The sequence below is a fragment of the Streptomyces sp. HPF1205 genome, from assembly GCF_020400825.1.
GTDB lineage: Bacteria > Actinomycetota > Actinomycetes > Streptomycetales > Streptomycetaceae > Actinacidiphila.
Map to the genome: position 1 here is coordinate 151,561 of NZ_JAINVH010000011.1, position 19,633 is coordinate 171,193.

The window sequence follows — 19,633 nt, forward strand, 5'->3', positions numbered from 1 at the left end:
GCGGAGGTTGCGTCGAAACGGCGCCGACGGGCACCGGCGCCCCGACAGCAAACCTTGCCCCCGCATCGCCGTCCGGCGGCGTTGACGGCCTCCTGACGCCGCCGGACGGCCTATTCACGCGGCCTTGACATCACCCTTCCGCCTGACGTGAAACCGCGGGTCGCGCGCGGGGCGGGCCGGGGTTCGCCCCGGGCGGGAAACCGGGGCCCGCGCGCCCGACGGGACGCGCGGGCGGACCGGATGCGCCGGACCCTCGCGGGGTTCACTGCGCGGGCGGGAGCACCGGGCTGTTGTGATAGGCGGCGATCAGCCACTGGCCGTCGCGCTTTTCGAACACCCAGGTCGCGTTCACCTTGCGGGTGTCCGGAACCTCGGTCTCGCCGGCGTGGAGGATGGCGGATTCGCTGACGACGATCGCGGCGTCCCTGCCGACGAAGCGGAGGCCGAGCTGCCTGTTCCAGGTCGAGGTGCCCTTGAGCGGTCCCTGGAAGGCCAGGGCCATGCTCTCGCGGATCACCTCACGGCTGTCGCGGAGCGAGCCGGTCATGATGGCGGTCGCGTCCGCGGTGTAGTCGGCGACCATGCCGTCGGCGTCGCCGGCCGCCCACGCCTTGTAGGAGTCGGCAAGTACGGCCTGGATGGCCGCCGCGTCTTCCGTACGACTGTCTGACATCGGGTTCTCCCTTGTGGCCGGTCCGCCAGGGAATTCCGGCGGACTCGCCCGTACATACCGGCGGCGGGGCCGGAACTCATCGCGCCGGTGAACCCTTCTTCGACGGCCGCGGCCGCTGCCACGGCCGCGGCGGTCCCGGCAGTGGTCAGACGTCGATCCTGGGAGCGAGGCCGAACGTCGCGAACACGTCCGCGTCCTGGAAGACGGTGTTCCTGCTGATGCCGGCGGCGGTGACGGTGAACACCTGGAGGGTGTGCAGTTCGAACGCGCCGCTTTCGCGGAGGTTGTAGGCGGCGAAGCCCGGCTGGCCGTTGGCCGCGACGGGAGCCAGCCGCCACCTGGTGCCCGCCTTGGCGAAGACCCACTCCATGAACCGGCCGTAGTTGTCGCGGCCGGTGAACCAGTTGAGCATCGGCGGCATCTCCATGAGGACGTCGTCGGCGAGGAGCCGCTTGAGTCCCTCGATGTCGGCGTTCTCGAACGCCGACATGTAGCGCTCGACGGTGGCGCGCTGCTCCGCCCGCGAGGGCTCCGGGACGTCGTCCTCCAGGAGGCCGGCCTGCCTCAGCCGTGCCCGCGCCCGCTGCAGCGCGCTGTTGACCGAGGCGACGGATGTCCCGAGGATCGCCGCCGTCTCGGCGGCGGAAAAGGCCAGGACCTCGCTCAGGATCAGCGCGCCACGCTCACGCGCGGACAGGTGCTGAACCGCCGCGACGAAGGCCAGGCGCAGGCTGCCCCGGTCGATGGCCGCGCCGGCGGGGTCCCCCAGGCGCAGCAGCGAGTCGGGCACCGGCTGCAGCCAGGTGGCCTCGCCGCCGTGCACCAGGGGGTCCAGCGGCCGGCTGTCGGCGACCGTTCCCGACGGCAGGGGTCTGCGACCGCGGCTTTCCAGGGCGGTCAGGCAGGCGTTCGTCGCGATCCGGTACAGCCAGGTCCGCGGCGAGCTGCGGGCCCGGTCGTAACGGTCGCGCGCCCGCCAGGCCCGCAGGTAGGTCTCCTGGACCAGGTCCTCGGCGTCGTGGACCGAGCCGAGCATGCGGTAGCAGTGGGCCAGCAACTCCGGCCGGTACTGTTCGAGCCGGTGGTCGAAGTCCTCCACCGTGTTCGCCATGCCGGCCCTTTCCGCGCTTCCCACCTGCCGGGGACCGGCCTGCCCTGACCGGGCCCGTCCCGCCTCGCCTCAGACGTCGATCCGCGCCCGGTCCAGCGTGGAGGCCGAGTTGGTGATGAACTCCTTGCGGGGCGCCACCTCGTTGCCCATCAGGAGGTCGAAGGCCTGCTCGGCCGCTTCCAGGTCGCTGATGTTGATGCGGCGCAGAGTGCGGTGGCGGGGATCCATCGTGGTCTCGGCCAGTTGGTTGGCGTCCATCTCGCCGAGGCCCTTGTAGCGCTGGATGCTGTCCTTGTAGCGCACGCCCCGGCGCTGGAGGTCCAGCAGGGTCTGGCGCAGTTCGTTGTCGGAGTAGGTGTAGAGGTACTTGTCCTGGCCCCGCTTGGGCTGGACGAGCTCGATGCGGTGCAGCGGCGGCACCGCGGAGAAGACCCGGCCCTCCTCCACCATGGGCCGCATGTACCGCTGGAAGAGCGTCAGGAGCAGGCAGCGGATGTGGGCGCCGTCGACGTCCGCGTCGGCGAGGAAGATGACCTTGCCGTACCGCGCCTGGTCGATGTCGAAGGTGCGGCCGGAGCCCGCTCCTATGACCTGGATGATCGCGCCGCACTCGGCGTTCTTGAGCATGTCCGAGATCGACGACTTCTGGACGTTGAGGATCTTGCCGCGGATCGGCAGCAGCGCCTGGAACTCGGAGTTGCGGGCGAGCTTCGCGGTGCCGAGGGCCGAGTCGCCCTCGACGATGAACAGCTCGCTGCGGTCCACGTCGTCGCTGCGGCAGTCGGCGAGCTTGGCCGGCAGCGAGGACGTCTCCAGCGCGGTCTTGCGGCGCTGGGCCTCCTTGTGCTGGCGGGCCGCGATCCGCGTCCTGGCGGCGGCGGCGGCCTTCTCCAGCACCGCCCGGGCCTGCGCCTTGCTGTCCCGCTTGGTGGAGGTCAGGAACTCCTTGAGCTCCTTGGCGACGACCGCGGCCACGATGCGGTTCGCCGCAGAGGTGCCCAGCACCTCCTTCGTCTGCCCCTCGAACTGCGGCTCGGCCAGGCGCACGGTGACGACCGCCGTGAGCCCCTCCATGGCGTCGTCCTTGACGATGTCCTCTTCGGCGACGCGCAGCACCTTCGTGGCGCGCAGCACCTCGTTGAGCGTCCTGGTGACGGAGCGCTCGAAGCCCGCCACGTGGGTGCCGCCCTTGGGGGTGGCGATGATGTTGACGAACGAGCGGGTGGTGCTGTCGTAGCCGGTGCCCCAGCGCAGCGCGATGTCGACGCCCAGTTCGCGGGTGACCTCCGTGGCCGTCATGTGGCCGCGGTCGTCGAGCACCGGCACGGTCTCCTTGAAGGTGCCGCTGCCGTTGAGTCGCAGGACGTCGCAGATGGGCTTGTCGGGCGCCAGGTACTCGCAGAACTCGCTGATGCCGCCGTCGTAGTGGAAGACCTCCTCCACCGGCTTGTCCGACTCGATGCCGCGCTCGTCGCGCACCACGATGGTCAGTCCGGGCACGAGGAAAGCGGTCTGCCGGGCGCGCTGGTACAGCGTCTCCAGGGACAGCCGGGCGTCCTTGAGGAAGATCTGGCGGTCCGCCCAGTAGCGCACCCGGGTGCCGGTGCGGGTCCTGGGGACCTTCTTGGTCTTTTCCAGGCCGGTGTCCGCCTCGAAGGGCGCGTCCGGGCCGGGGCCGGAGAAACGGCCGGGCACACCACGGCGGAAGCTGATGGCGTGGGTGTGGCCGCCGCGGTCCACCTCGACGTCCAGCCGGGACGACAACGCGTTGACGACGGACGCGCCGACGCCGTGCAGGCCGCCGGATGCCGCGTACGAGCCACCGCCGAACTTGCCGCCGGCGTGCAGCTTGGTCATGACGACCTCGACGCCGGACAGCCCCGTCTTGGGCTCGACGTCGACGGGGATGCCGCGGCCCTTGTCGCGGACCTCGATCGAGCCGTCCTCGTAGAGGATCACCTCGATACGGTCCCCGTGCCCGGCGAGCGCCTCGTCGACGGAGTTGTCGATGATCTCCCAGACGCAGTGCATCAGACCGCGACTGTCGGTCGATCCGATGTACATACCGGGTCGCTTGCGGACCGCTTCGAGGCCTTCGAGGACGAGCAGGTGCCGCGCGGTGTAGTTGGACCCGTCACGGTCCGCGCCGGTCAGCAGCGCGGGGGACGGCACGGTCGTCTCGGCGGTCACGCGGGCAGCTCCTCGATCCAGGTGTTCTGAAGTTTTCGGCCCTGACGATGAGGCCGTGTCGGTGAGAGGGTACCGAGGTCCGGGGGGTGGGCAGCGCCGCGACCCGGTACCGGGAACGCCCATACTAGCTCTTATCGAGCAGTCGTTCGATAACCCGGGGGAGTGATACACATGTCACGTTCCCAAAGAGGCATGAACCATTTAGGCTCCGGGCACGTCCTCTCCAACACCCGGCAGCCGGCCGGGGGCCCGAGTCCGGACAACACCTCCATACGACACATCTGACGCAACTGACTCCAATTCGCCGCCAATCGGTAACACCCAGTCACTCCGAGGTCGGATTTCGAGGAAAAGCCGTCAGCGGGAACGTTTTCGGCCTGGTTGGATGTTGACCCTGGTACGACAGCTCGTCGAGCTAGAGAAGAGGCGACGTGACTACTGTTCTGACCCCCGCGAGTCCGCTGACAGCGGCAGACCGCTGCGACCGTTGCGGCGCTCAGGCTTACCTGCGCGTCGTCCTCATCAGCGGCGGAGAGCTGCTCTTCTGCGCTCACCACGGCCGCAAGTTCGAGCCCGAGCTCAAGAAGATCGCAGCGGAAATACAGGACGAGAGCGGTCGGCTGACCGACACCCCGGCTTCGGCGGGAGACGAAGAGCGCTGACACATCGCACCAGCGACGAGTTCGGAGCCGCGGGCGGACGGACCCCTTCAGGGGGTGTCCGCCCGCATGCTTGCCGGTCCGGGGAACCCGGGCCGAACGACGCCGGCCGGGTCTCCTCCGGCCGCGTCCGTCACAGGCGCCGGGAGGCAGTCACAGGTGCCGGGAGACCAGTGCCGACACGGCGGAGACCCGCGTATAGACCCCCGGGTAGCCAGGCTGCGCACAGCCGCTCCCCCATGAGACCAGTCCCACCAGGCGTCCCGCGACCACCAGCGGCCCGCCGCTGTCCCCCTGGCAGGCGTCCCGCCCGCCGCCCGTGACCCCCGCGCACATCATCGTGGTGGACGTGTACCTGCCGTCCGCACTCCCCGGGTACGCCCGCTCGCAGTCCGCGTCCGGCAGTACGGTGACGTCGGCCGCGTGCAGCGTGTCGGCGTAGTCGCCGCGGCCGCTGGTGTCACCCCAGCCGTAGACCTGCGCGCCCGTACCGGCGGCGTAGTCGGCCGTGTCCGAGGGCTGCGCCATGGGGAGAGCGGCGCCACCGGGCAGGTCCCGGTCCACTGTGACCACCGCCACATCCCCGGCGTTGGTCACCGGGTCGAACCCGGGGTTGACCCACACGCCCACCGGCGTGAGCTCCTCGCCCGCGTCCCCCCTCAGATCGGTGCGGCCGGCGATGACCCGCAGGTCGCCCAGGCGCCGCCAGTCGGTGACCCCCAGAACCTCGCCACCGAAGCAGTGCGCGGCGGTCAGCACCGTGCGCGGCCCCACGGCCACCCCTCCGCAGAACTGACCGGAACGCTCCGTTCCGAAGCGGGACCGGCTGGCCAGCGCGACCACCCACGACTGCTGGTCGGTGGTGGTGACGGTCCCGCCCACCACGACATCGTTGGCCGCGGCGGGCGTGGCGGGCGCGGCCAGCGGCACGGCCACCGCGGGAAGCAGCGCGAGCGCGCCGATGAGCGGCACCCGGCGCCGCAGCGGCGCGCGCACCGCGGCTGCCACCCGCGACGCTATGGAACGGCTTCCCGCGGCGGTATGGACGAGGGAACGCATGCGGCCTCCTGACCCTGTGGACAACTCTGGACACCCAGAGTCATCGACAGAGCCGGAGGCCGCATCCGCAGCAACGCCAGTGGCCTGGCGTGTCGGGCCTACCGCTCGCGCCGGTCGGGCCCACGGGGAGCGGCCCGGTCGGGCCGACCGGGCCGCTCCGTATCGGACGGACCCGACGGACCCGACGGACTGGCCGGACCGGTCGGTCAGTCGGTCAGCCGGTCAGTCGAGGTAGTCGGTCAGTCGAGGTAGTCGCGCAGGACCTGCGAGCGGGACGGGTGGCGCAGCTTCGACATGGTCTTCGACTCGATCTGGCGGATCCGCTCGCGCGTGACCCCGTACACCTTGCCGATCTCGTCCAGCGTCTTGGGCTGGCCGTCGGTGAGGCCGAAGCGCATGGAGACCACGCCCGCCTCCCGCTCGGAAAGGGTGTCGAGGACGGAGTGCAGCTGCTCCTGCAGAAGCGTGAAGCTGACCGCGTCGGCCGGCACGACCGCCTCGGAGTCCTCGATCAGGTCACCGAACTCGCTGTCGCCGTCCTCGCCGAGCGGGGTGTGCAGCGAGATGGGCTCGCGGCCGTACTTCTGGACCTCGATGACCTTCTCGGGGGTCATGTCGAGTTCCTTGGCCAGCTCCTCCGGGGTGGGCTCGCGGCCCAGGTCCTGGAGCATCTGGCGCTGCACTCGGGCCAGCTTGTTGATGACCTCGACCATGTGCACCGGGATGCGGATGGTACGGGCCTGGTCGGCCATGGCGCGGGTGATCGCCTGCCGGATCCACCAGGTGGCGTAGGTGGAGAACTTGAAACCCTTGGTGTAGTCGAATTTCTCGACCGCACGGATCAGACCCAGGTTCCCCTCCTGGATCAGGTCGAGGAAGAGCATGCCGCGGCCGGTGTAGCGCTTGGCGAGCGAGACCACGAGCCGGAGGTTGGCCTCCAGCAGGTGGTTCTTGGCCCAGCGGCCGTCCTCCGCGATGATCTCCAGCTCGCGCTTGAGCTTGGGCGCGAGCTTGTCGGCCGCCGCGAGCTTGTCCTCGGCGAACAGGCCGGCCTCGATCCGCTTGGCCAGCTCGACCTCCTGCTCCGCGTTGAGCAGGGGGACCTTGCCGATCTGCTTCAGATAGTCCTTGACCGGGTCGGCGGTGGCGCCGGCGACCGCGACCTGCTGGGCCGGCGCGTCGTCCTCGTCGTCGTCGGAGAGCACGAAGCTCTCGGACTCCGCCTTCTCCGTCTCGTCGTCCGCACTCTTCACGGGCGCGTCGTCCAGCAGGTCCTCCGCCTCGACCGCTGCCTCGTCCTCGCTCGGGACGGCGGTGGTCTTCTTCGCCGCCGTCTTCTTCGCGGGCGCCTTCTTGGCAGCCGCCGTCTTCTTGGCGACGGTCTTCTTCGCGGGTGCCTTCTTGGGCTGGGTTTCCGCCTCCACCGATGGCTCCACCGTGGTCTCGGCCTCGACCACCACCTCGGGGGCGGGGGCCTTGGGCGCTACGGTCTTCTTGGCAGGGGCCGCCTTGGTGGCGACCGTCTTGGTGGCAGTACGCTTCGCCGGGCTCTTGGCTGCGACGCTCTTTCGGGTGCGCTTGGGCGCCTCAGCGGCAGTCACCATCAGCGTCACACCCTCCTCATCGAGGACCTGGTTGAGGCTGCGCAGAACGTTCTTCCACTGGGTTGCCGGAATCTGGTCCGCCTCGAACGCCCGACGTACATCGTCGCCGGCGATCTGGCCCTGGGCCTTACCCTGCTCGATGAGCGCCATCAGAGACTCGGACTCTGCGATCTCGGACGGGAGCGTACGGGATGTGCTGGCCGACACGAACAACCTCTCGGAACGATGGGAACGACTCGGTGGAACCGCAGAGCGACTCAGCGCCGGCTGCGACGCCGAGAATTCCTCGCGCGGCCGCCACCTCTTAAGTCATCGCATTGCTTCGCTTGGCGTTACGCCCAGCTTACGTGGCCCGAGTCACACCCCAAATCGCACTTATTCCTACCCAAGCCGGGCATCTGCCACACGCGGTGCCGCCGCCGGTCCCGGTGGTGCGGGACCCGCGGCGGCCGGGGTCGCGCTCAGTGCTCGCGCGGCGCGGGGACTACGTGGCTGTCGGCGGCACCGGACGGCTGGTCGGCGGGCACGGTGAGGAGCTGGCGCATGGCGGCTTCGGCGGTCCCGCCGTCGCCCTCGGCGAGCGCCTCGACGATGCGCTGGTGGAGGCCCACCGAGGTGTCGCCCGGACGCTCGCAGCCGGTGACGGAGCCCCCGGAGACGTGCAGCGCGGAGGAGACGATGCCGGACAGGTGTTCCAGCATCTTGTTCCCGGCGATCTGCAGCAGCAGCGTGTGGAACTCGGTGTCGGCGCGGCTGAAGGTGAGGGCGTCGTTCTGGGCGGCGGCGTGCGCCATGATCTCGGCCATGTCGGCGAGACGCTGCTGGACGTCGTCACGGCCGTGGCCGGCGGCGAGGCGGGCGGCGAGGGGTTCGATGGTCCAGCGCAGTTCGAGCAGCTCGCGGCGCTGGTCGTCGCGCTGGGGGCCGAAGGCGCGCCATTCGATGATGTCGGGGTCCAGCAGGTTCCAGTCGGCGACCGGGCGGACCCGGGTGCCCACGTTGGGCCTGGCGCTGACCAGCCCCTTGGCCTCCAGCACGCGCAGGGACTCGCGCACCACGGTGCGGGAGACCTCGAAGCGCTGGCCGATCTCCTCGGGGACCAGCGGCCGGTCGGCTCCGAGATCGCCGGAGACGATCATCTGTCCGAGCTGCTGGACGAGTTGGCCGTGCAGTCCCCGGCCGCGACTGCTGCCGCCGCGCCGGCCGACCCGGCCCATGTCCGGCTCCACGCCCTCCCAGGAGGCGGGCCCGGGCCGGTCGGTGCCACCGGAATCGGGGTACGAGTAGCGGTCCAGCTCGCCCGAGCCGGCGACACCGGAGTCGGCGGAGCGAGCCGCGGTCATCATGGAATGCGCAAGGGTACTCACGCATCCTTTGTCGGCGATGCCGATGCGCGCCTTGAGGGCTTTGCTGAAAAGCACACGAAAGGGTGAGCACTCATCACCTGATAATTGACGACTGCCCGGGCGGATCACCCTTTCTTGCTGGTGAGCGGGGCAGTTCGGCCGGGAGGTACGGCAGTTGACCGGCGCACGCGCCGCCGTCCGCGCAACGCGCTCGCCGCGTAAGCCCCCGCGAGCGCCGCCAGCGACAACGCCAGGGCGAGAAAGAACGGTTGGGTGAGGAACCGCAGCGTCCCGGACACGGTGCCGCTGCCGTCCTGCGACACCCCGCTGATCACCGACCACAACGCGCCGCCGGCGTCCAGGAGTTCCCGGGTGTCGTCGCCACCGACGAACAACCGCACGGCGGGTGCGACCAGCACCGGCACGGCCAGCACGGTGGCCACTCCGAGTGCGGTGGTGCGGAAGACCGCCGCGGCCAGGACTCCGGCGCAGGCGCAGCACACGCACAGCGCGGCCCATCCTGCCAGCGCGCCGGGCCGGGTGAGCAGGTCGGGTGCCAGGCCGAGGGTGAGGCGCAGTACGGCGATGTCGGCCGCCGCGGAGGCGGCCGCCAGCGCGAGGGCGAGCGCGGAGCCGACCGTGAGCTTGGCCAGCAGCAGGCGCGGACTGCGCGGGTCGGGGCCGAGGCCGGGGCTCAGCGCCGGGTAGCGGTACTCCTGTCCGTAGGTGAGCGCGCCCAGTGCTCCCGCGCCGACGGCCGCGCTCGGCAACGGCAGTTGGTCCCACCAGCCGGACAGCAGCCGCATCGGGGACAGCGGCACACCGCCGAGCTTGACCATGGCCAGTGTGCTCAGCACCGAACCGAGCAGCGCGAGGGCGGCGATCGGCCAGGGCGTGCGCAGTCCGAAGCCGCGGCGGATCTCGTACGCGAACGCCCGCGCCGGCCCGGCCCGGCGAACCGCGCGGCGCGGCAGTCCGCGCCCCGGGCGGACGCGGAGCCGGCGCGGCCCCCGTCCCTCGCCATGCCCCTCGCCGTGCCCTTCGCCATGCCCTTCCGCAGAGCCCGCGGCGCGCGCCTCGGTGGAGCCGGCGGCAGTGCCCGCAGCCAAGACCACCGCGTGGCCGGCCACCGGCCCGACCGCCGGACCGGCGGCTTCCGCGGCCACCGCGCCCTCAGCGAGTTGGTGGAGCAGGATCCCGTTGCGGTACGCGGTCTCGCCGACCGCCGCCGGGCTCGACCCGTACACGGCGATGCGGCTGCCGCCCGCGGCCACCACCTCGGCTCCGCCGTCGCTGAGCAACTCGCCGAGCCGCTGCGCGTAGGGCGATTGCACGGCGACGAAGGGGCGCAGCCGGGTACGGGCGAAGTGTGCCGCGGGCTCGTCGGCGACCATGCGCCCCTCGTCCAGCACGATCACCCGGTCGGCCGTACGAGCCGCGGCGCGCGGATCCCGGCCCGACAGCAGAACCGCTCCGCCGGCCGACGCGTGCCTCCTGGCCAGTTCGTGCACCCATGCCGCCTCGCGGGGCGGGAGCCCGCGGGCCGGGTCGTCCAGGACGAGTGCCCGCGGCCGCGCGAGCAGCGCGACGGCCATCGCGAACCGGCGGTCCATGCCGAGCGAGTACGTGCCGAGCCGCTCGTGCGCCACCGCGTCGAGGCCGACGATGCCGAGGACGTCGTCGGCGCGCGACATCGGCAGCCCGAAGGCGGCGCAAAGCATCCGAAGGTGCCCGCGGCCCGTGCGGCCGGGATGACCCCGCACCTCTCCGACCAGGGCGCCCACCTCCCGAGCGGGGTGGAGCACCTCGGCCAGCGGGCGGCCGTCGACGAGGGTCGCGCCTCGGCCGGGCTCCAAGCCCAGCAGCAGCCGCAGCGCGGTCGACTTCCCCGAACCCGCCTTCCCCACCAGCCCGGTGACCTCGCCGACCCGGACGTCGAACGTCAGGTCGGCGACGACCGGCCGGCTCCTGTGCCGGGACGCGCTGGTCAACCCGATGGCCTGGATCACGGCAGTACCATAACCCGCAAAACAGACAAAATGCCTTAGCGTCAGACCTCGGGTCGCAGCATCGGCGGATTGAGCAGTGTGGCCCCGCCGGCCCTGAAGAGCTGAGCCGGCCGACCGCCCTGACGGGTCGTCGTCCCACCGGTCGGCACCAGGAACCCGACCGTCCCCGTCACCTTGCGGTGGAAGTTGCGCGGGTCCAGCGCCACGCCCCACACCGCCTCGTACACCCGCCGCAGCTCCCCCACGGTGAACTCCGGCGGGCAGAACGCGGTCGCCAGTGACGAGTACTCGATTTTGGAGCGGGCCCGCTCCACACCGTCGGCGAGGATGCGGTCGTGGTCAAAGGCGAGCGAGGTCTCCCCGGGCTCCTGACCGCCCTCGGCCAGCAGCGTGTCGACCGGCGCCCACCGGGCGCTCCTGGCGTCGCCGCCCGCACGGGGCGCCGGAAGGTCGGGCGCGAGGACCAGGTGGGCGACGCTCACCACCCTCATCCGGGGGTCCCGCTGCGGCTCGCCGTAGGTGGCGAGCTGCTCCAGGTGGACGCCGTTCTGGGCACGCAGTCCTGTCTCCTCGGCCAGCTCGCGGGCAGCCGCCTGGGAAAGGTCCTCATCGGTGCGGACGAACCCTCCTGGCAGCGCCCATCGTCCCTGGAACGGCGGCTCGCCACGGCGCACGGCCAGTGCGCAGAGCGCGTGCTGCCGCACCGTGAGCACGACCAGGTCGACGGTGACGGCGAAGGGCGGAAAAGCCGACGGGTCGTAGGGCGACATGCCGCGATCTTAGTCGTCTGCCTGACGATAATCAGCCCGATCGGCAGCTCTTCGTGATCAGGTCGCCCGTATTTGCCGCCGGGGGGTCACCCGCGCGGACCAGCGCGCGGGACATGTCCCCGACAGCGGCCCGCATGATCGGCCACCGTCCAGCGACGGGGCCCGCCTTACCGACGAGACCCGCATCGCCGACGAGACCCGCATCGGCCGCGGGACCCGCGTCACCGACGGGACCCCCGTCACCGACGAGAGCGGACACGGTGACCTCCGGGCGAGTGGCGGCCGGGTCCCTTGCCCGCCGGTCCCGATGGCCCGGACGGGGCGGCCGGTCCAGCCGTGCCGGCCGCTCGGCGCCGGGACTTCGCCGTCGCGCTCACCCTCCGGCGCCGCTCCTCCCTCAGCGTGCGGCGCAGCAGCTCCGGGTCCAGGCCCGCGCTGACCGACGTCTGCAGCAGTCTGGCGAAGGTGTACCGCGGTTCGAGGTCGAGGGCCATGGTGAGGGCCACTCGCGCCTCCGCCTCGTCGCCGGAGGACCAGGCGACCCAGCCGGCCAGGGTCAGGGGAGCGGCCGCGTGTTCGCTGTAGGGGCCGGCACACCGTCGGGCGAGGGCCCGCCACAAGCGCAGCGCCGCGTCGGCGTGCTCCGGCTCCATCCACTCGGCGACCCTGTCGCGGGCCTCCTTGTCCTGCAGCCCGAGGATGATCGAGGCCGCCTCGTCGTCACCCAGCAGCTTGTCGTCACGCCGGTCCCCGCGCTCGGGATCGCTGATGGCCGGCGCCGAGCGGAACCTTTCCATCGCCGCCCTCGCCAAGGCCACGGTGCGGTTGACGAGCCGCTCCTGCGAACCGTCGGCCAGCATCCGGGGAACCAGTTCCGCGCAGGCGATGTCCAGGGCGATCTCGTACTGCCGGTCGCGCGCCCTCGCCGGCCTGAGCCGCGCCTCCATGTCGCGCTGCGAGCCGGGCGTGGGCAGGCCCGCGTACACAGCCGTGGCCGCCATCGCGGAGGTGCCGGGCGGTGGCAATTGCGTGCCCTCCTCCGGCATGGCCGCCTGCGGCGTGCAGTAGGACCACCAGCGGCCGGCCGACACGCACAGCGCCTCGACAACCGGCACGTCCAGCCGCCCGCATGCGACCCGCAGGAGTTGGGCCAGGGGCCGCAGCCGTTCCACGACCGCCGAGTTGTGCTCACCCTCGTCCGGGTCCTGGCACAGATAGAAGACGATGGCGTCGGGCCGGGCGCCTCGCCGGACACTGTTCTTCACCAGGCACTCGGCGAGTTGGCCTGCCACGTCCGGCCATTCGTCGGCGTCCCGCGGCAGCCCGAGCCGCAGCCGGCCGCCGAACCTGCCGTGTTCACCGTGCAGGGCCACCATCACAATGCTGTTCCGAGGATGGAAGCCCATCAGATAGGGCAAGGCGTCCGCGAGCTCGCCGGGGCCGCGCAAGGTGAAGCTGGCCTGGACCGGTTGTTCCGATGACTGTCCGTGGTTGAATTCGTCGCTCTGAGTCATGATTCGACGATGACGCATCGCACATGATCCGCACCAGTCCCCTTGCGGGGGCTGTGGATAACTCTCCGGCGAAGTTTTCCACAGGCGCCGGGACGGCGTTGGCGGACTGTCGGTGCGATCGGGTTGCATGGAGGCATGACCGAAACGACCAGCGCGTTGCGCGCCGCCGCGGACACCGTCCTGAGCCGACTCGTCGGCGCCGAGCCCGGTACCGCGCGGCTGCGCGAGGACCAGTGGCGCGCCATCGAGGCGCTGGTCGCGCACGGCCGCAGGGCACTGGTGGTGCAGCGCACCGGCTGGGGGAAATCGGCGGTCTACTTCGTCGCGACGGCGCTCCTGCGGGAGCGCGGGAGCGGACCGACCGTGATCGTGTCACCACTGCTCGCACTCATGCGCAACCAGGTGGAAGCGGCCGCGCGGGCGGGGATCAGGGCGCGCACGATCAACTCCGCCAACCCCGAGGAGTGGGGCGGCATCCAGGCCGAGGTCGCCGCCGGCGAAATCGATGTCCTGCTGGTCAGCCCGGAGCGGCTGAACAACCCGGACTTCCGGGACGGGGTGCTGCCCCGGCTCGCCGCGACGACCGGCCTGCTCGTCGTCGACGAGGCCCACTGCATCTCCGACTGGGGCCACGACTTCCGTCCCGACTACCGGCGGCTGCGCACGATGCTCGCCGGCCTCCCCCACGGCGTGCCGGTCCTGGCGACGACGGCTACGGCGAACGCCCGCGTGACCGCGGACGTCGCCGAGCAACTCGGCACCGGCGTTCCGGGGGACGGCGGGGAAGGCACTCTGGTGCTGCGCGGCCCGCTGGACCGCGAGAGCCTTTCACTGGCCGTGCTGCGACTTCCGGACGCCGCCCACCGTCTGGCCTGGCTGGCCGATCATCTCGCCGCGCTGCCGGGCTCCGGCATCATCTACACCCTCACCGTGGCCGCCGCGGACGAGGTCGCCGCCTTCCTGCGGCAGCGGGGCCACACCGTGGCCTCGTACTCCGGCCGGACCGACACCGCCGAACGCGAGGCCGCGGAGAACGACCTGCTCGCCAACCGCGTCAAGGCCCTGGTGGCCACCTCGGCGCTCGGCATGGGATTCGACAAGCCCGACCTCGGCTTCGTCGTCCACGTCGGTTCCCCGTCCTCGCCGATCGCCTACTACCAGCAGGTCGGCCGGGCCGGCCGCGGTGTCGACCACGCCGAGGTGCTGCTGCTCCCGGGCACCGAGGACGCGGCGATCTGGCGGTACTTCGCCTCACTCGCCTTCCCACCCGAGTCGCAGGTCCGCCGCACGCTCGACGTCTTGGAGGAGGCAGGGCGGCCGCTGTCCGTCCCGGCCCTGGAGGCGCGCGTCGACCTGCGACGCTCTCGGCTGGAGACCATGCTCAAAGTGCTGGACGTGGACGGGGCGGTACGCCGGGTGCGCGGCGGCTGGACGGCGACAGGGCAGCCCTGGGTGTACGACACCCAGCGGTACGCCTGGGTGGCCGACCAGCGCAGGGCCGAGGAGCAGGCCATGCGGGAGTACGCGACGACGACCGGCTGCCGGATGGAGTTCCTGCGACGCCAACTGGACGACGAGCGGGCCGAGCCCTGCGGCCGCTGCGACAACTGCGCCGGCGCCCGCTTCGACGCGGAAGTGTCCGGCGCGACCCTGGACGCGGCGCGGGCCGCCCTGGGACGCCCGGGCGTGGAGCTGGAACCACGCAAGATGTGGCCGACGGGGCTCGAAGCGGCCGGAGTTCCGCTCAAGGGACGCATCCCGGCCGACGAGCAAGCGGGCCAGGGGCGCGCGTTGGGTCGGCTGTCGGACATCGGTTGGGGAAACCGGCTGCGTCCGCTGTTCGCCGAAGGCGCGCCCGACCAGCCCGTGCCGCCGGACGCGGTGGACGCGGTGGTGCGGGTCCTCGCCGACTGGGCCAAGGGGCCGGGAGGGTGGGCCGGCGGTGGGCCGGACGCTGCCGAGCGCCCGGTCGGTGTGGTCGCCGTCGCCTCGCGCCGCCACGCTCTCCTCGTCGCCTCACTGAGCGAACGCATCGCGGCCATCGGGCGGATACCGCTGCTGGGCACCGTCGAATACACCGGGGACGGCGGCCCCGGCGCGGTGCCCCGCAGCAACAGCGCGCAGCGGGTGCGGGCGCTGCACGGGGCGTTCACGGTGCCGGAGGAGTTGAACTCCGCGCTGAAGCGGACGCCGGGGCCCGTTCTGCTCGTGGACGACTTCGCCGACACGGGCTGGACGTTGGCCGTCGTCGCCCGCCTGCTGCGTCGGGCAGGAGCGAGCGCCGTGTTCCCGCTGGTTCTGGCGGTGCAGGGCTGAGCCGGGGAGGGCGGGAGAGCAAGCGGAAGGGATCTATCCGACGCACAGGTCCATACCGGTCGGTCACGGCGATTGCCCGTTGCCGCACGGCAAGCCGGAAGGAAGAATTGGCTGCGGATCCCCGTTCGGCTCTCGGAGCCCCCTGACCGGTGTGTGCCCGCACCCGGTCTACGGGTGCATCCGGGAAGGGAGGACCGTGACCATCGGCTTCGTTCCGGAGACGTCCTCCGCCACATCTTCCCCCGCGATCCGCAACCTGGAGCCGGCCGATTGGGGGGGCGCCACGGTCCCGTTGCTCGCCAACCCCCGCGATGTCGTCAAGGATCTGCACGCGCGGCACCTGCCCGCACCGTCCACCGCGGTCGTCGCGGTCTACGACCCCGACGGCCGGATCCGGGCCAGCGCCTCGTTCCAAGGCCGCAGCGCGGTGATCGACGGCTGGGAGCGGCGCAACGCCCTGCTGTCGCATCTGCGTCGGGTGTTCCCCCACGACCTGCGGCTGCGCCGACCGGTACGGACCGCCGTCCTGCTGGTGTGCCGGAACGGTTCTGCCGAGTGGACCGAGGAGGACGGCGCCTGGATGTGGGGACTGCGGGACGCCTGCGTCCTGCACGGCCTGCGGTGCGGTTCCTATGTGACGCTCAGCGAGGACGGCTGGAACATCGTCGGAGAGAACCGGTCCGGCCGTACGCCGAACTCCGCCTCCTGGTCCCGCACGGCCGGCTCGGCCCCGACAGCGCGGATGCTCGGCGGCGCTCCTCAGCAGATGCGCCGGGCCGCGGTCCGGTGACACCCGCCACGGACCGGGCCGTGCCGCACCGGTGCCCGGCCGATCAGGCGCTGGCGCCGAGCAGGGCGTTGATCCGTGCCGGGTCGCCGCACACGATGAGCAGCACACCCGCGCGAGCCAGCGCGCCCGCCAGGGCCCGAGGCATCGTTTCGTCACTGCCGCCGTTGACCGCCACGACCACCACCGGCCGGCCGGCGGCCCGGGTGGCCGAGATGTCGGCGTAGAACACGTCGTCCGCGGCGTCGTGCTGCGACCAGTAGGACGCCTCACCGAAGGAGAGTTCGTGGGCGGCCCACGGGTGCTGCTCGCCCGTGGTCAGGACGAGGATCTCGCCGGGCGCGCGGCCTGTGTCCAGCAGCAGGTCCACCGTCTCGTCCGCGGCGTCCACGGCGCCGGCGGCGGGAGCCGGGATCAACTGGATCTGGGCGGTGGACGCGTCGCCGCTCCGCTGTGGCGGAACGGCCGACTGCTCGGTGGCGCCGGCCGGGGCCACCGCGGCGGTGGACGCGGCGGGACCGCCCGCCGGACGAGCGGGGCCGGGACGGCCCGGACGTGGTCCGGCGGCGTCCCTCGGTGCCGTGGGTCGCGGCGCCGCGGGTCGCGGTGGACCGGGAACAGGACGTGGGGCCGACGCGGTCCGGCCGCCGGCCGGAGCAGTGCGTGGACCCGGGACGCTCTCGTGAATCTGAGGCTCCTCGGGGGTGAGAGGCATGAGTGGATGTCTATCAAATGCGCCGGGAATGCGCAGCGGGGGGTGGGCGCTCCGTCAGAAATCGAAACCGAGTTGTTCCCCGGCGGCGGCCGCGTCGGGTTCGCCCGTGCCGACGCCTGCCCTGACCTTCTTCAGGTGCTGCCACCTCGGCATCGTGTCCAGGTACGACCAGGACAGCCGGTGGTGGGCGGTCGGCCCCCACTCCTCCAGGGCGCCGCGGTGAACAGGCGACGGATATCCCGCGTTGTCGGCGAATGCGAACGGGGCGTATTCCACGCCGAGTTCGGCCATCGCCGTGTCGCGATGCACCTTGGCGATCACCGAGGCCGCGGCGACCGCGACACATGACTGATCGCCTTTGACGACCGTTCGCACGGTCCACGCGTCACCCAGATAGTTGTGCTTGCCATCGAGGATCACCGCGTCGGGCCGCTCCGGCAGTGCCTCCAGCGCGCGCCCGGCCGCCAGGCGCAGGGCCGCGGTCATTCCGAACAGGTCGATCTCCTCCGGCGACGCGTGCCCGAGAGCGTAGGAAGTCACCCAACCGGCGAGGACGGTGGCGAGTTGGGCACGGCGCTTGGGGGTGATGAGTTTGGAGTCGGTCAGGCCCTCCGGCGGTCGGCGCAGTCCGGTGACGGCGGCGCACACGGTGACCGGTCCGGCCCAGGCACCGCGCCCCACCTCGTCCACTCCGGCGACGGTTCGCACCCCGAGGGTGGCGCGCATCGAACGCTCGACGCTGTGAGTGGGTGGCTGGTAGGGCATGGCATTGGCCAGCCTACCCTTGGGCAACCGGCCTCTCACAGAGGGTCGGCAGCGGTGGTTGAGGCCGCAATGGCCCATTCCGGAAGGCGTTCCGTCCGTTCGGTCCAGCTACGGGGCGGCTCGCCGCCCGGCCCGGAGGCGATGACGCCGCCGACGATGGCGCATGTGGTGTCCACGTCACCACCGGCCCGAGCCGTGGCCCAGAAGGCCCGCTCGTAATCCCCGAGGTGCCGAGCAGCGGCCCACAGGGTGAACGGCACCGTGTCGTGCGCGCTGGTACGCCGACCGCATCCGAGGACGGCCGCGACGGTCGCCACGTCCGCGTAGTCGAGCATGTCCCGCGCTCGCCTGATGCCCGCGGCCACCGCGCTGCGCGGTACGAGGTCGAGCACGGCTGCGAGCAGCGCGTCGGGATCCCGCGGCCCCGCCGGGTCCGCCACGAGGGAGGCCGCCGCGGCCACCCCCACGGCGCCGGCGACGGCCTCCCGGTGCTGATGGGTCGTGTACGCCGAGATCTCCGCCTGGTGCGCCGCCTGCGCCGCGTCACCCGCGTACCAGGCCCCCAAAGGTGCCACCCGCATGGCGGCGCCGTTGCCCCACGAGCCCTGGCCGTTGAACAGGCCCGCGGCCAGCTCCCGCCAGTCCCCGCCTTCCTGCCGGATCAGCCGCAGCATACGGTTCACCGCCGGGCCGTAGCCGCGGTCGAAGTCGTGGTGCTCGGCGAAGGACCAGGCGAGGGCGTCCTGGTCGACCCGCCCGTGACGGGCCAGGACCGCGACCACGGAGCAGGCCATCTCCGTGTCGTCCGTCCAGTGCCACGGGCCGGGCGGCAGTTCCCCGTCCTGCAGGGCGCGGTGGTGGGCGGGAACGAAGAACTGTGATCCGAGCGCGTCCCCCACCGCCAGGCCGCGGAGGCTGGAGAGGGCGCGGGTGAGTCTGCCGGCGTCGGCGGAGTGAGCGGTCATCGCGTCGAAAACTTTGACATCGGGGCCGATCCCGGTCAATCTCCCTGTGCCGAACCTCTCACCCGCTCGGCGGACCGCGCCGACGCCACAGGCCCGCCCCTCAGCAGATCGCCCCGCCGGGCGGCCCCGGAGTCCCCCACCGCTCGAACGGCCGGTCCAGCGCGTAGCGGCCGTCCGCCCCGAGCAGCAGCATCCGCATCTCCCCGTTGGAGGGGTTGGACAGCGTCTCGAACTCCTCGACCGTCCAGTGGAACCAGCGCATGCAGAACAGCCGCATCGTCAGCCCGTGCGTCACCAGCAGGACGTTCGGCGGGAAGTCGGGCTTGTCGAAGGCCCGGTAGAGCGTCTCCAGGAAGGACCCCACCCGGTCGTGGACGTCCGCCCCGCTCTCCCCCATCGCGAACCGGTAGAAGAAGTGACCGTAGGCGTCGCGGGCCTTGCGCTGGCGCTGGATGTCCTCCAGGTCCTGCCAGTTGCCCCAGTCCTGCTCGCGCAGCCGCGGCTCTTCCCGCGCCTGCACCAGCCGCGGGTCCAGGCCCAGTATCCGGTACGTCTGCCAGGTGCGCCGGTACGGGGAGACGAAGGCCTGCACCTTCTCCTGGCCGAACAGTTTCCGCAGCCGCGCGCCGGCCTCCGCGGCCTGCCGTCGACCGTCGGCGGTGAGCTCCAGGGCGTGGTCCGGTACCCGTTGGTAGATGGTGTCGTCCTCGTTGCCCTGGGACTCGCCGTGCCGGATGAGCACGATGCGCTGCGGGCGTCCCATGAGCGTCAGCCTATTGCGCGCCCCCGGTCGCTGCGCGCCGGTCCCCCGTCAGACCGCCCCCGCCCGCGCCAGCAGCTCGCGTGACAGCTCCCTCAGCCGGCGCCGGGCGTCGGCGTCGTACGCCTGCCGCTCCGCCCGGGCCTGCGACGTGCCGTTGCAGTAGCGGCCCGTGCCGGGGTTCCGCCTCGTCCACGAGCCGCAGCGCGGCCGCACCGCCCTCTTCCACGGTGCTCCAGGGGCCTATGCCTCCTTCTCTCACCATCGTCGTGTCCATGGAGGTCGCCGGGTGCAGCGCGTCGACTGCGACCCCGGTGCCGCTCAGTCAGGGTGCGCCGCCCGGCCCGCGAGCCGGTCACGGCGCTACAGGCCGCGGCCGCGACCCGCCGC

The 19,633-nt window shown here is 71.9% G+C and carries 17 protein-coding genes; 3 read left to right on the forward strand and 14 right to left on the reverse strand.

Features of this window, described 5'->3' with window-relative positions; translation table 11 throughout:
• Positions 1–262: 262 nt before the first annotated feature.
• The 3 genes from K7G61_RS15310 to K7G61_RS15320 all read right to left on the reverse strand — a co-directional run bounded on the left by K7G61_RS15310 (position 263) and on the right by K7G61_RS15320 (position 3,974).
• Complete coding sequence (locus tag K7G61_RS15310) at positions 263–673, reverse strand: SgcJ/EcaC family oxidoreductase (RefSeq protein WP_225847371.1); 411 nt, start codon at positions 671–673, stop codon at positions 263–265.
• Between the two features lie 145 nt (positions 674–818).
• Positions 819–1,784 (reverse strand): RNA polymerase subunit sigma-70, encoded by a 966-nt coding sequence (locus tag K7G61_RS15315; RefSeq protein ID WP_225847372.1) that lies wholly within the window; start codon positions 1,782–1,784, stop codon positions 819–821.
• A gap of 69 nt (positions 1,785–1,853) precedes the next feature.
• The gene (locus K7G61_RS15320; protein ID WP_225847373.1) at positions 1,854–3,974 is read right to left on the reverse strand and encodes a type IIA DNA topoisomerase subunit B; all 2,121 of its coding nucleotides are present in this window, start codon (positions 3,972–3,974) and stop codon (positions 1,854–1,856) included.
• A gap of 431 nt (positions 3,975–4,405) precedes the next feature.
• On the opposite strand from K7G61_RS15320, the gene K7G61_RS15325 reads away from it, so the two are divergent.
• A complete protein-coding gene (locus tag K7G61_RS15325) occupies positions 4,406–4,636 on the forward strand; it encodes a hypothetical protein (protein WP_225847374.1) in 231 nt (76 codons plus the stop codon).
• A gap of 150 nt (positions 4,637–4,786) precedes the next feature.
• On the opposite strand, the gene K7G61_RS15330 is transcribed toward K7G61_RS15325, so the two are convergent.
• The 6 genes from K7G61_RS15330 to K7G61_RS15355 all read right to left on the reverse strand — a co-directional run bounded on the left by K7G61_RS15330 (position 4,787) and on the right by K7G61_RS15355 (position 12,935).
• Entirely contained in the window at positions 4,787–5,692 is a 906-nt protein-coding gene (locus tag K7G61_RS15330) for a trypsin-like serine protease (RefSeq protein ID WP_225847375.1), read from the reverse strand.
• Between the two features lie 239 nt (positions 5,693–5,931).
• Positions 5,932–7,503: an RNA polymerase sigma factor gene (locus K7G61_RS15335; protein ID WP_225847376.1), complete on the reverse strand. Its 1,572-nt coding sequence runs from the start codon at positions 7,501–7,503 to the stop codon at positions 5,932–5,934.
• A 254-nt stretch (positions 7,504–7,757) separates the two neighbouring features.
• Positions 7,758–8,717 (reverse strand): FadR/GntR family transcriptional regulator, encoded by a 960-nt coding sequence (locus K7G61_RS15340; RefSeq protein ID WP_308190637.1) that lies wholly within the window; start codon positions 8,715–8,717, stop codon positions 7,758–7,760.
• Between the two features lie 50 nt (positions 8,718–8,767).
• The gene (locus tag K7G61_RS15345; RefSeq protein WP_225847378.1) at positions 8,768–10,651 is read right to left on the reverse strand and encodes an ATP-binding cassette domain-containing protein; all 1,884 of its coding nucleotides are present in this window, start codon (positions 10,649–10,651) and stop codon (positions 8,768–8,770) included.
• A 41-nt stretch (positions 10,652–10,692) separates the two neighbouring features.
• The gene (locus K7G61_RS15350) at positions 10,693–11,421 is read right to left on the reverse strand and encodes an NUDIX domain-containing protein (protein ID WP_225847379.1); all 729 of its coding nucleotides are present in this window, start codon (positions 11,419–11,421) and stop codon (positions 10,693–10,695) included.
• Between the two features lie 239 nt (positions 11,422–11,660).
• Positions 11,661–12,935, reverse strand: coding sequence for a DUF4192 domain-containing protein (locus K7G61_RS15355; RefSeq protein WP_225847380.1), 1,275 nt, complete (start codon positions 12,933–12,935; stop codon positions 11,661–11,663).
• Between the two features lie 135 nt (positions 12,936–13,070).
• On the opposite strand from K7G61_RS15355, the gene K7G61_RS15360 reads away from it, so the two are divergent.
• Entirely contained in the window at positions 13,071–15,251 is a 2,181-nt protein-coding gene (locus tag K7G61_RS15360; RefSeq protein WP_225847381.1) for a RecQ family ATP-dependent DNA helicase, read from the forward strand.
• 196 nt (positions 15,252–15,447) lie between these two features.
• Positions 15,448–16,041 carry a hypothetical protein gene (locus tag K7G61_RS15365; RefSeq protein ID WP_225847382.1) on the forward strand — a complete coding sequence of 198 codons (594 nt, stop codon included), beginning with the start codon at positions 15,448–15,450 and terminating at the stop codon, positions 16,039–16,041.
• 43 nt (positions 16,042–16,084) lie between these two features.
• Here K7G61_RS15365 and K7G61_RS15370 read toward each other — a convergent pair whose 3' ends face one another.
• From K7G61_RS15370 to K7G61_RS15390, 5 genes are all read right to left on the reverse strand, one after another.
• Positions 16,085–16,753: a hypothetical protein gene (locus K7G61_RS15370; RefSeq protein ID WP_225847383.1), complete on the reverse strand. Its 669-nt coding sequence runs from the start codon at positions 16,751–16,753 to the stop codon at positions 16,085–16,087.
• Positions 16,754–16,807: 54 nt separating this feature from the next.
• Positions 16,808–17,518, reverse strand: a complete 711-nt coding sequence (locus K7G61_RS15375; RefSeq protein WP_225847384.1) for a ribonuclease HII — start codon at positions 17,516–17,518, stop codon at positions 16,808–16,810.
• A gap of 35 nt (positions 17,519–17,553) precedes the next feature.
• Positions 17,554–18,483 (reverse strand): ADP-ribosylglycohydrolase family protein, encoded by a 930-nt coding sequence (locus K7G61_RS15380; RefSeq protein WP_225847385.1) that lies wholly within the window; start codon positions 18,481–18,483, stop codon positions 17,554–17,556.
• A 100-nt stretch (positions 18,484–18,583) separates the two neighbouring features.
• Positions 18,584–19,246, reverse strand: coding sequence for a histidine phosphatase family protein (locus K7G61_RS15385; RefSeq protein ID WP_225847386.1), 663 nt, complete (start codon positions 19,244–19,246; stop codon positions 18,584–18,586).
• Between the two features lie 48 nt (positions 19,247–19,294).
• Positions 19,295–19,459 carry a hypothetical protein gene (locus K7G61_RS15390; RefSeq protein WP_225847387.1) on the reverse strand — a complete coding sequence of 55 codons (165 nt, stop codon included), beginning with the start codon at positions 19,457–19,459 and terminating at the stop codon, positions 19,295–19,297.
• Positions 19,460–19,633: the final 174 nt, after the last annotated feature.